The organism is Oligoflexus sp., from assembly GCF_035712445.1.
Classification (GTDB): Bacteria; Bdellovibrionota_B; Oligoflexia; order Oligoflexales; family Oligoflexaceae; genus Oligoflexus.
The window spans coordinates 23,570-34,687 of the sequence record NZ_DASTAT010000073.1 but is presented as its reverse complement, the minus strand read 5'-3'; the positions used below and the strand labels follow the sequence as shown (position 1 = coordinate 34,687).

Annotated in this window: 9 protein-coding genes; 7 read left to right on the top strand and 2 right to left on the bottom strand. The window is 54.9% G+C overall.

The features are described from left to right. Window positions 1–379, bottom strand: a 379-nt coding sequence (locus VFO10_RS16885) for a glutathione peroxidase (protein ID WP_325142259.1), incomplete at its 3' end; no start/stop codon positions are given. An 88-nt stretch (window positions 380–467) separates the two neighbouring features. On the opposite strand from VFO10_RS16885, the gene VFO10_RS16880 reads away from it, so the two are divergent. The 3 genes from VFO10_RS16880 to VFO10_RS16870 all read left to right on the top strand — a co-directional run bounded on the left by VFO10_RS16880 (window position 468) and on the right by VFO10_RS16870 (window position 4,889). Beyond that, the gene (locus VFO10_RS16880) at window positions 468–1,517 is read left to right on the top strand and encodes an alkaline phosphatase D family protein (protein WP_325142257.1); all 1,050 of its coding nucleotides are present in this window, start codon (window positions 468–470) and stop codon (window positions 1,515–1,517) included. A 150-nt stretch (window positions 1,518–1,667) separates the two neighbouring features. Further along, window positions 1,668–1,865, top strand: a complete 198-nt coding sequence (locus tag VFO10_RS16875) for a hypothetical protein (protein WP_325142254.1) — start codon at window positions 1,668–1,670, stop codon at window positions 1,863–1,865. Between the two features lie 279 nt (window positions 1,866–2,144). Next, window positions 2,145–4,889 (top strand): ATP-binding protein, encoded by a 2,745-nt coding sequence (locus tag VFO10_RS16870; RefSeq protein ID WP_325142252.1) that lies wholly within the window; start codon window positions 2,145–2,147, stop codon window positions 4,887–4,889. A 145-nt stretch (window positions 4,890–5,034) separates the two neighbouring features. On the opposite strand, the gene VFO10_RS16865 is transcribed toward VFO10_RS16870, so the two are convergent. Next, entirely contained in the window at window positions 5,035–5,304 is a 270-nt protein-coding gene (locus VFO10_RS16865; protein WP_325142250.1) for a hypothetical protein, read from the bottom strand. A gap of 298 nt (window positions 5,305–5,602) precedes the next feature. On the opposite strand from VFO10_RS16865, the gene glnII reads away from it, so the two are divergent. The 4 genes from glnII to VFO10_RS16845 all read left to right on the top strand — a co-directional run bounded on the left by glnII (window position 5,603) and on the right by VFO10_RS16845 (window position 11,073). Beyond that, a complete protein-coding gene (gene glnII, locus VFO10_RS16860; protein WP_325142248.1) occupies window positions 5,603–6,601 on the top strand; it encodes a glutamine synthetase GlnII in 999 nt (332 codons plus the stop codon). 135 nt (window positions 6,602–6,736) lie between these two features. Further along, complete coding sequence (locus VFO10_RS16855; protein ID WP_325142246.1) at window positions 6,737–7,690, top strand: trypsin-like serine protease; 954 nt, start codon at window positions 6,737–6,739, stop codon at window positions 7,688–7,690. Between the two features lie 445 nt (window positions 7,691–8,135). Continuing rightward, window positions 8,136–10,124 carry an ATP-binding protein gene (locus VFO10_RS16850; RefSeq protein WP_325142244.1) on the top strand — a complete coding sequence of 663 codons (1,989 nt, stop codon included), beginning with the start codon at window positions 8,136–8,138 and terminating at the stop codon, window positions 10,122–10,124. A gap of 79 nt (window positions 10,125–10,203) precedes the next feature. After that, on the top strand, window positions 10,204–11,073 hold the full coding sequence (locus VFO10_RS16845) for an isoaspartyl peptidase/L-asparaginase (RefSeq protein WP_325142241.1): 870 nt from the start codon (window positions 10,204–10,206) through the stop codon (window positions 11,071–11,073). Window positions 11,074–11,118 lie beyond the last annotated feature (45 nt).

The following is an 11,118-nucleotide window of genomic DNA, read 5'->3' as shown; positions in this document are numbered from 1 at the left end:
AGTTCCACTCGATATCCGCCTTGCCTTCCTTGCCCACTTTTTCCTTTTTCAGATACTGATACAAAGGATGAGCCTTGTCCCCGTTCACCTCGATCTTGCTGAACATGGGGAAATTAACGTCGAAACGCGTGCTGCAGAAGTCCTTGATCTCGGCCTCGGTGCCGGGCTCTTGTGCGCCAAACTGATTGCAAGGAAAACCTAGAACCTCGAAACCCTTGTCATGAAACTCGTTCTGCAGTTCCTGCAGACCCTTATACTGCGGCGTCAGTCCGCAGGCGCTGGCGACGTTCACAATCAGGAGGACCTTGCCCTCATAGGGTTTCAAGGTGGTCTTCACACCGTCTATGGTTTTCACTTCAAAATCATAAATTGCTGCCATACTCTTGGGCTCCATCTTTGTGATTGATCTCGCGAACCCAAGTTAAATGGTTTTGTGAGCTCATAGCCAGAATTATTTTGGAGCGCTCATGTCGAAGCAAAAGGCCCTAACCCTGGCCCTGACCTGTTTTTTGGGTGCCTGCACCCATGCAAAGGCTAACAAGTTGCCGCGGGAGCCCCTGAATCCATCCGTAACCGTAGCTCCCCCGCACGACAGTTCGGAAGTTTTGCAGCGCATGGCCTTTGGTTCGTGCAACAAGACTCATCTGCCGCAGCCGCTTTTTCGCAAGGTGGTCCAGGATAAACCTCAGCTTTGGCTATGGACGGGTGATGTGATCTATGGCGACAGCCCTGATCCCGCGGTGCTTTCCCAGCTCTATGCGCAGCAGCTGCAGCAGCCGGACTATGCCAGTTTCCTGAGCACAGGTGTGCAGGTGATCGGCACCTACGATGATCATGATTTTGGCGAGGGCAACGGCGGCCGCAACTATCCCGCGCGGGCGGAGTCGATGCAGCTCTTCCTTGACTTCGTGAATGAGCCGAAGGATTCCCCGCGACGCAAGCAGGAGGGCATTTACACGCGTTACCGTATGGGGCCGGAAGGCAAGCGCGTGAAGATCCTGCTGACGGACAATCGTTATAACCGGGAAAAAGCCGGAAAGGATGCCGATATCCTTGGCGCTGCGCAATGGCAGTGGCTGGAGCAGGAAATGATGACGGCCGATTCGCAGCTTCTTGTGATCGTATCGGGAACGCAGATTCTGCCCTTCGAACATAAATATGAAAAGTGGGCGGATTGGCCCCAGTCACGGAACAGAATTCTGGATCTCATGAATCGGTCGCCCTATCAGAACATCATCATCATCAGCGGCGATCGTCACCTCGCTGAAACTTCCAAAATGTCTTTGCCGTCCGGCAAGACCGTCTGGGAAATTACCTCGAGTGGTCTGACGCACAGCTATCGCGAGGCGACCGATGCTATCAGTCCCAACAGCCTGCGCGTTGGGCCTTTGCTGACGCGATTGAATTACGGGATCCTCGATATCGTTTGGGAAGGAACCCAGCCCAAGGTGGTGATGGAAGTCCGGGACATCAATCGGACAGCGGTGATTCGTGAGACTGTGCCCCTCAAGCTTTAGCCTGATGGAAACCCTGTTCCACATCGGTGCCAGCAATCCCGAAGATCCTTGCGCGCGCCTGATGAGTTTTTTAGCAGAAGACAGGAACGCAAATTGCAAACGATCGGAGAACGGCAGGCGACGACTTGCCCTTCTTTCAAGGAGTTTGTCATGAAACCATCGCAGGAAAAGCCTCGTTCACCGGAAAAGAAAGAGGACCCGACCTCACCTCTGATTCCTGACAGGAAAGATCCTGAACCGGATGTGACACCACTACGGGATCCCACACCCAACCCTATTCCAGGACGTGGACCGCTTCACACCATTCCCAGTACGAATATTCCGCCAAGTCCTGATCAGCCCGCTTGAATGCACTGCGTCCTTGCAAAAGAATAATTTCCCGGAAATGAGCCAACGCTTCTCAAGGGCTGAATGCGGCCCTTGAGCGTAAGGCCAACTCACTCTTCGAATTACGCATAATCTGACGCCAGCTCTCACCCTCCAAACCGCCAATCTGCGTTGGGTCTGAACGACGCAAAATGTTAAAATCAAAAGCGTCCGGCTGATCTTGAACCAATTGTCTATGGGTGTTTATTTATGGTCCGTTTCTCGTTGGCTCTGCGTTTCGCATTCAGCTTGGGACTGGCAATGCTGTCCAGAGCCGTACCGCTCCAGGCCGAAACGTCCAAATCCTGTTTTTCGTGCCGCATTGAAGTCGAGCAACTGGACGAGGCGTTGAACCTTGAAGGCGCCTGGCTCTTCACCCGCGACGATCGCCCTGAAAACGCCCTGCCGGAAACCTCGACCCAGGATTGGGTGCTGGCCGAAGCTCCGGGTCCCTGGAACAAGATTTATGGGGACAAGCAGAATTTCAACATCGGCTGGTATCGCGGTAACTTTCATTTCAGCGAGGCCATGCTCGGGCAGACCGTGGTGTTCTATGTTGATGCCTACATGTCGAAGATGGACGTGTATCTCGACGGCAAACCGATTTTCGAACGAAGCGGTCAGGAGACGCATAAAAAATATTTCTCCATCCAGCCCGTGCCCATCACCTTTCAGGTCACAAAACCTGATCATGTGATCACGCTGCGCATCAATACAAGGCTCATGACCGGGATCTATCAGTCGCCCTTTCAGCTGCGGCCCTTCAAAGTCTATGATCCCTTCATCAATTTCTTCCAGATCTTCTGCGGGGAGCTGCGCTATCTCTTCGCTTACATTTTCTTTTGGACCGGCGCCTTCTTCCTGATCCTCTTTGCCCGCACGCGCTATCCCCTTTATCTGGTCTCGGGTCTGACCGGCATCGGCATCTATCCCTTCTATGCCATGCCCAACGATATCGCGATGAAGTACTTTGACCCGGATACCCTTCTCGTGCTTCATTATCCGGGCATCGGCTTCATGGCCCTCGGCTATTTCCTCTTCTCGCAGTTTTTCAAAAGCGCCAATCGCAAGGCCTCGATAGCCTACATCACCATTATCATGCTCTATGCCCTCTCGTTCCTCTACCTGACCTTCGACTTTCATATGGGCTTTTTCCAAATCGCGCGGAAAAGCCTCTTCATCGTGTCCTTCGCGATTGCGACCCATGGCGTCATCAACTGCATGCATGGCTTCAAAACGGATAAGCGGGTGGCCATAGCCATAGTCGGTCAGATTTTTTTCTGGATGTGCTCCGGCCATGACATCCTTCTGGCCCTTGGTCTGATCAAATCGACGAGTTTGATCTTCGTCGGCACCTTCTGCGGTATCTTCTCGATCATGCTGATCACCACCCAGCTCTTCGCGGAGACCTTCATCGACAATAAGCGTCTTTTGAAAAAAGTGGAGCTGATCAACGAAGGCCTGGAAAAAACCGTTCAGGAGCGCACCCTGAATCTGCTCGAAAAAACCCAGGAAATCGCCTCGATTCTGGATAGCCTTCCCGAGGGAATTCTGGAGGCCGATCGCGATCTGAAAACCCTCGGCAATTATTCGCAGGCCGTCACAGGCATTTTAGGAACCGAAGATATTGCCGGCCGCGATCTTTTCGCATTGGTGTTCGCCTCGTGCAACCTGACCCCCGATGCCCTGGCGCAAGCACGCTCGGTCCTGGACATGAGCCTCGGCGAATCGCGCTTTACCTTCGAAGCCAACAAAGGCGGTCTGCCCACCGAGATCCTGGCCGAAATCCAGGGGAAGAAAAAAGTTCTGGCCATCGGCTGGAGCGTGATCTGCGATCAAAACGATAATGCCGATAAAGTGCTTGTGACCCTGAATGACATCACGCGGCAAAAATCCCTGGAGCAGGAATCCGTCCAGCTCCGCCTGCGCGCTCGCATCATCGAAGCCGTGATCGATGGCTCCCAGTCACGGCTGATCAGTTTGATTCGCCAGGCTCATCGGAACATGTCTTCGTTCTGGAGCACGGCGCATTGGAGTCAGCTCGATTCCACGAGCGTCTACCGCGAACTCCATACTCTGAAAGGCAACTCACGCACTTTTGAACTGACCGAACTTTCAAACCTCTGCCACCTCGCGGAAACCGAGCTGGCCCAGTTCAAAAAAGAGCCGAACAAGCAGAATTTCGTCTCGGTCGATAGCTCCGTCACCGAGGTTCTGAAATCCTTGACCAACCTCATGGGTTTTATTGAAGGCGTGAGCAAGGGGATTGATGGCGTGCGGCAGGCGCAGGGCCAGGCGCTTCATCCGCAGATTGTGCAGGATATGAAGCACCGCCTGGAAGCCATCAAGGATGGTGGTCCGATTGCGGATATGCTGCAGGCGCTGACCTATATCAACGCCGCGCGCATAACTGAGGGTCTGAAGGATACCTTCCGCCCCATCGCGAAAAGTCTTGGGAAGGAAGAGGCGCAGTTTCATGAGGTTCTGAGTCCTGGTCTTTTGGTGGACGCGAGCTTTGCGCAATCCGTTCAGGATATGCTGGGTCACCTTGTAAGAAATAGCCTCGACCACGGCATTGAAAAGCCGGACGACCGCCAGCGTCAGGGCAAGTCCACGCAGGGTCAGATCACGATCGAACTCGCTCTGACCGACGGCGCTCTGCGGATGCGTTACCGTGATGATGGATCGGGATTGGATCTGAATCTGATTCGGGATAAGGGTGCGCAGGCGGGACTTTGTTCCGCCACGGAAACTGGGACGGCGAAGATCCTCGAATGTATTTTCCATTCGGGCTTCACCACCGCACGGCAGCTCACCATGATTTCAGGCCGCGGCGTGGGCATGGATGTCATTCAAAATGAAATCAAACGCTGGCAGGGGCAGCTGCGTTGGGTGAATCATCCGTCTCAGGTGACTGAGATGAGCCGCGTGCCCTTCGACCTGGAAATCCTGTTCCCGGCTCGACTCGCTTATCAGCTGGCCGCGCATCTGTCCCAGGTGGCCTGATCGGGTTGCAAACCAGAAAAACGGCAGGTCACCCGCACGCAGAAAAGCGGCGGGTCACCCGAACGCAGAAAAGCGGCAGGTCACCCCGAACGCAAAAAAAGCGGGCTTTTAAGCCCGCTTTTTCATAGCTTCAAACGAAGAGGACTCAGTGAGGGTTCTCACCGTGGGCGCCCGCGCCGCTTGGCGAGTCATGGGCAGCCTTGCCAGGTCCGTGAGCTTCCGCACCTTCTTCATGTCCTGCTTGCATGGCCTCTGTCCCGCAGAAAACATATTCATGGCGCAAGCAGTCCGGACGGGTTGCGATGTTCAAAACAATGGCCAGAACCAGGGAAACGACAATCACACCGATCATGGCCGGAATGACTTTGGCGTCCCATCTTGCGACATAAGCCTCAGCATCAAACTTCTTCGACATGGTTACCTCTCGAAAGACAAAGACCTAGGCTCCCTTCTTAAACCAAAAGTGCGGGATCGCCAAGATCAATCCGTGAAAGATGAAAGCCAGACCTTACGGTAGTTTCACCCTTTAATTTCCTACAAATGCGTAGCTTAATCGAGCCAATCTGCATATGGAACTTTGGCTATCCAAGAATTTTTGCAGCATTTTCAAAGGTTTTCAAGGGCTAATCGAGCATGGCACGTAAGCTGCTTTGAGGGGTCCGTCGCCACAACAAGCGTCACTCATCCGCAAACTTTTTGCCGAGGGCCCCTTTATGAGCATGATCAAAGCTGAGTACATCTGGATCGATGGCACCAAGCCCACCCCGCTTCTGCGTTCCAAAACCAGAATCGTGGAAGCTGGCACCGAGCTGCCCATTTGGGGTTTCGACGGATCCAGCACCAATCAGGCACCCGGCAAATCCTCAGACTGCGTGCTGAAGCCGGTCTATTCGTGCCACGATCCCATCCGGGGCGGCGCGCACCTTCTGGTGGTCTGCGAAGTTTTGACCCCGGATATGGAACCGCATATCAGCAATACCCGCGCCAAGTGCGTCGCAACCGAAAGTCGCTACAGCGATCATGGCATGTGGTTTGGCCTGGAGCAGGAATACACTCTCTTTAAAGACGGTCGTCCCTACGGCTGGCCGGAAAAAGGTTACCCCGCGCCTCAGGGTCCTTACTACTGCAGCGTCGGTGGTGATTATGTCTATGGCCGCGAGCTGGTCGAGGAGCATCTGACCGCCTGTCTGGCCGCTGGTTTGAAAATCTCCGGCATCAATGCTGAAGTCATGCCCTCGCAGTGGGAATTCCAGGTCGGTCCCTTGAATGCCTCGGCCGTGTCGGATCAGCTGACGATCGCCCGCTGGCTGCTCGCCCGTATCGCGGAAAAATACGGTGTTCATGTGAGTTATGAACCCAAACCTGTCAAAGGTGATTGGAACGGCGCCGGCTGTCACACCAACTTCTCGACGATCGCGATGCGTGAATCCTATGAGAAATGTATTCAAGCCGCTCAGGCCCTGGGCGAGCGCCATGAACTTCACATCAGTAACTACGGCGCGGGTATCGAAGAGCGTCTGACAGGACAGCATGAAACCTGTTCCTATCGCGAATACAAATACGGCGTCTCCGATCGCGGCGCTTCGGTTCGAATTCCCTGGCAGGTGGCCGAGGAAGGTCGCGGTTATATTGAAGACCGTCGCCCGGCCGCCAACTGCGACCCCTACGTCGTGACCCAGCTGATCACCGAAACGGTCTGCAGCCGCATCTGAAAAAACTCCGGCTCCGCCCCCTCGTGGGCGGGCCGCAGCTCGCCATCATTGTCTTTTCATTTCGAATAGTTACAAACCTTACTCCGTTTTCCTGTGCATTCTGCCGATGAGACCTCACTGAGTCTGGAGGCCCTCATGCAAAAGAGACACATCATGCCCACGGGTATGATTTTCCTCAGCCTGACTGCCCTGTTGCCCATCGCCTGTCGCAAAAGCAGTGGCAAGGACACACGCGCTCAGGAAGGCTTTGTCGCCGGCGACGCCCAACCGGCCGCCGTTCAGGCTGATGCCACAGCCGTTCGGGCCATGACCCGAGCCTCCTGCCAGAACACAGTTCCCTACAAAATTGTAGGCGGCCAGGTTGCCGTGGAAAAATCACAGGTCACAGCCGCCACACTCAAACTCATTATTCGCAATCAAAAGTACTGCACAGGAACTCTGATTGGTCCGCATCACATCGTAACCGCCGCGCATTGCATGGCGGATGTGAAGGATCCGAAAGAGATTCGCATCGGCAGCGGTTTGGATGGGAAAATCCAGGAAAAACTCGATGTCGATGGCTTCAAGGTTCATCCGCTTTATGTGGGAATACTCGCCAACGATCAGGGCTATCTGAATCAACCGATCTATGATGTTGCGGTCCTCACCTTCCAGGGGACGATCTCGTCCCAACTCATTCCGGTGAGCCTTGCTCAGCCTGATGAACTCCAGGCCGGAATGCCCGTTATTGTTTCGGGCTATGGTGCGTATGGCAGCGAGGACAAAACCCGACGTCCGCTCAGTCTGGTGGAAACCCGTCTGGGCAAGGTCGAAAGCGAACTGATGGAACTGCAGATCACCAGCGGTGACGGCCGCGGCGCCTGCTACGGTGACTCCGGAGGCCCTACTTTTATAGTGGATTCTGCCAGTTCCTGCCTGCTTCTGATCGGCTCGACGACAGGGCCAGGCCGGAATACGGATTATTCCTGCGAATCAGGTGGCGGGACCCTTATGGATCTAACGCGCTATCAATCCTGGTTAGCGTGCGCGTTCAAAAACCTGAATCAACCGCTCGATAGTTTGCCTCTTGGCGTTTGTGATTCAAAATGAATCACGCTGTCCTGAGGCGAATCGGGACCTTTCCACCACAAGCACCTCGATAAGCAGCCATGATTCCTGGAGTTTCCAGCATTTTCCACGCTGGATACAGAAAATGGCGCTTTCTGCAATGTTTCACTTTGAATAAAAACTTTTTCAAGTCCTCGTCATAGGGCTTGCGCCACCTGCTCCACCCACTTATTTTACGTCCATTCCGAACGTGGCTCTCCTTCGCTTCGTTTTCGAGGCAAAGGGCAAATGAATCAGGCGGAATTTTTGAGTGTCTGTTTTGACAATCCCATCTTTCGGGGGCTGGTAAGCAAAGCTTATCAGCCTTATTTTTTTGCCAGGACCAGGCAAAAGCTTCCCTGTTAAGCCCTTGTCCCCCAACCGATAGCGCTATCAAGCCTCAAAAGGCCATTGGCGCCTATGCGCAGCGTTAGGTGGAGCTTTGCCCATGATGAGTCCGGGCCGATGGTGCCTCACATTCATTCTCTTCCAATCTTTCCTGCCCAGGACGGAAGCGGCATCCACTTTTGCCATTGATCATTTCCATATGCAGGAATCCCTGGATGCGCACAGTGAAATGCTGCTGAGTCCCAGCGAAGAGGTCGCCGATGTCCTGGCGCTTTCCGCTGACAGCTGGAGTCCCGTTACGGATGAACTGCGTTATGCGCAGGGCTCGTCTGTCATCTGGTTGAAAACCACAGTGGAGAATCGTTTGCAGGTTCCCGTGCAGGTGACCCTGCGCCTGCAAACAAGTCTCTTTTCCAGTGCGCGATTTTTTGTTCTGGATCAGAGCGTTCTCACCGAACAGACCCATGCCTCGGGACAGACCTCGGGTTGGCTCGCTTTGGGGGCCATGCGGCCTTCCCATAGCCTCACTCTTGAGCCCGGCGCATCCCGCCTCGTGCTGCTGAGTATGCAGAGCGAAGCGCCGCACGATCCGCATTGGGAAATCTGGGATACGGAAAGCCATCGCCGCGAATCCTTTCAATCCATGCTGCGCTGGACTTTTCTTCTTGCGACGCTGCTTTTGCTGGCTCTCTTCGCCTGCGTACAGGGATTCGCTCAAAAGCGCAGCCTTCTGCTGGCCCTTGCACTCAATCAAGGCCTGTCTCTCCTTTTTCTGGTGCGCATGACCCATTGGCCTCTCCTGACCATGTTCTGGGAACCGCTCGCCGAAGCCTTGCCTCCCTTGAATCATATTCACTGCGCCCTCATCGCGAGTGGGCTCATCCTCCTGCGGCGCCTGAGTCGGGACCTTCCGCCTCAGAGACTTTTGCAAAGAATCCACTGGGCCGCGCTGGCCTTTTTGGTGCTCGATCTGAGTCTGATTGCGGTTCTCCACCATGATCAGTCGCTCATCTTCATGCTCCCTGCCGAGCTGCTGATGGTGTTCTGCCTCGGCTTTGTCCAGCGGCTGGCGCTGCGCGAGAAACATCCGCAAAAAATTCTGATAGGCTGGCTTCTGGGACGGCAGCTGATCCTTCTCGGCCTTCATCTTCTGATTCTGATCGATGCTTTTCCCTTGGCCTGGTTGCCCGAGTTTTCGCTTTGGATCCAGGTGATCACGAGCGCCACTCTTCTGTTCCTCGCCTTGCCTTCCTATCAGGCGGAAGCCAAGGACTCACCCAAGGATGCCGCGTCGCCCCACGAGCCGAGCCCCGCGCGAACGCCGGAAAAAAGCGCCAATCTTCTGCATGAGCAATGGCTGCATGCCGAGAAGATGGCTGCGCTCGGCACCTTCACCAATGGGCTTGCCAATGAACTCAACAATCCTTTGGCCATCATCGCCGGGCATCGCTTCCGCCTGACTTCGATGATCGACAGTCGCTCGTTCAATATTCATGAATTCGAAAAATCCCTGGGCAAGATTGATCAGGCCGTGAATCGCATGATCGCAGTCATAGATGCCCTTAAAGTCTATTCGCAGGATCCCGAAGGCCAGGAGCTTTTGAAGAGCTTCAGCGTGCGCGAGACCATTAAATATACAATAGACCTTTGCCGTGACAAGGTCGTGAGCCGCGGCATCAAACTCATCACGCCGGAGCTGGGTGATGCGACGATGGAAGGTCATCAGGGGCAGATCATTCAGGTCCTTCTGATCCTGGTCGACAACGCCATCGACGCTCTGGATCATGCTTCGGACAAAAGCATTCGCATCGAACTGCAGCCGCTGCCGGACAGCGTACGCATGGCTGTGATGGATAGCGGGCCGGGTGTACCGCTCGGTATCAGGAGTAAAATCTGGGATCCCTTTTTCACCAGCAAGGATCCTTTCCGTCATAAGGGCCTTGGCCTCAGCATTGCGAGCGGCATCATCACCAACCACAGAGGCCAGCTGCTCCTGGATGAATCCACCCCGGAAACCCGCTTTGTCGTGGAACTGCCGCGCACCCGCCGGCCTTTGGGTCTGCCGCAGACCGACAGCCCGACTCCCTGAACCCATCCCTGCCGTTTTCCCATTTGCGACGAATCCCAACGCTCCTGTAAGATGCGGGCACCTGCGTAAAGGAGCCTTCATGGATTTTATCTCGATCAAAAATCACAAGCCCTGCCTTTTGCTGCATGGTGGCGCCGGTCCGATGGACCCGACGGCGGAAGGCATGAAAAAAGCCAGCCTGGCTTTGAAAAAAGCGGCCCAGGAGAGTTTGAAATCCGGAGCCCATGATCTGGCCCTGGTCGTGCGGAGCCTTGAGCATCTTGAGGATGATCCGCAGTTCAACGCAGGTTTTGGATCGGCTCTGCAGGCGGATGGCAAGCCTCGTTTGACCGCTGCGGTCATGGATGGCAGACGGCAGTGCTTCTCGGGCGTCATATCCATCAGCGATGTCCGGCATCCCTCGCGTCTGGCCTGGGCGCTTCAGGATCATTCCACAAGGGTCCTGACTGGACCAGGTCACGAACTTCTGGCTCGACGCCTGAATCAGCCGGTTGAAAATCTGATAACGGAAAAACGCTTCGCGGCCTGGCAGAAAAAGCTGCATGACGAATTTTTTGTCAGCGACACCGTCGGCGCCGTGATTGCCGATAACGGCCGTCTCTCCGCCGGAACCAGCACAGGGGGACGCGGCTACGAGGATCCCGGCCGGGTCAGTGATTCGGCGACGGTTGCGGGCAACTATGCAAGCCGCTTTGCAGCGATATCCGCGACGGGCATTGGTGAAGAAATTGTGGATGATGCGCTGGCGGCTCGACTGGAAACGCGGGTGCGCGACGGCATGAGCCTCGAAGCTGCGGCCCGCAAATGCTATGATGAGGCCCTGGCGGCCAAACGCTGCTATGGATGGATAGCCTGTGATGCTTTGGGAAATATCTCGATCGCCTATACCAGCGATGCCATGAGCTACCTCGCGATCACCCTGGATGGTGAGGTTCTCGCGTCGTCCTGAACATTCTTACGGCAAAGTAAAAAACCGACTCGATCTTTGCGTCAA

Bases quoted from the DNA above. Each gene is read 5' to 3' on its own strand.
- VFO10_RS16880 (WP_325142257.1), top strand. From the start codon at position 468: ATGTCGAAGCAAAAGGCCCTAACCCTGGCCCTGACCTGTTTTTTGGGT.
- VFO10_RS16875 (WP_325142254.1), top strand. From the start codon at position 1,668: ATGAAACCATCGCAGGAAAAGCCTCGTTCACCGGAAAAGAAAGAGGAC.
- VFO10_RS16870 (WP_325142252.1), top strand. From the start codon at position 2,145: ATGCTGTCCAGAGCCGTACCGCTCCAGGCCGAAACGTCCAAATCCTGT.
- VFO10_RS16865 (WP_325142250.1), bottom strand. From the start codon at position 5,304: ATGTCGAAGAAGTTTGATGCTGAGGCTTATGTCGCAAGATGGGACGCC.
- glnII (WP_325142248.1), top strand. From the start codon at position 5,603: ATGAGCATGATCAAAGCTGAGTACATCTGGATCGATGGCACCAAGCCC.
- VFO10_RS16855 (WP_325142246.1), top strand. From the start codon at position 6,737: ATGCAAAAGAGACACATCATGCCCACGGGTATGATTTTCCTCAGCCTG.
- VFO10_RS16850 (WP_325142244.1), top strand. From the start codon at position 8,136: ATGATGAGTCCGGGCCGATGGTGCCTCACATTCATTCTCTTCCAATCT.
- VFO10_RS16845 (WP_325142241.1), top strand. From the start codon at position 10,204: ATGGATTTTATCTCGATCAAAAATCACAAGCCCTGCCTTTTGCTGCAT.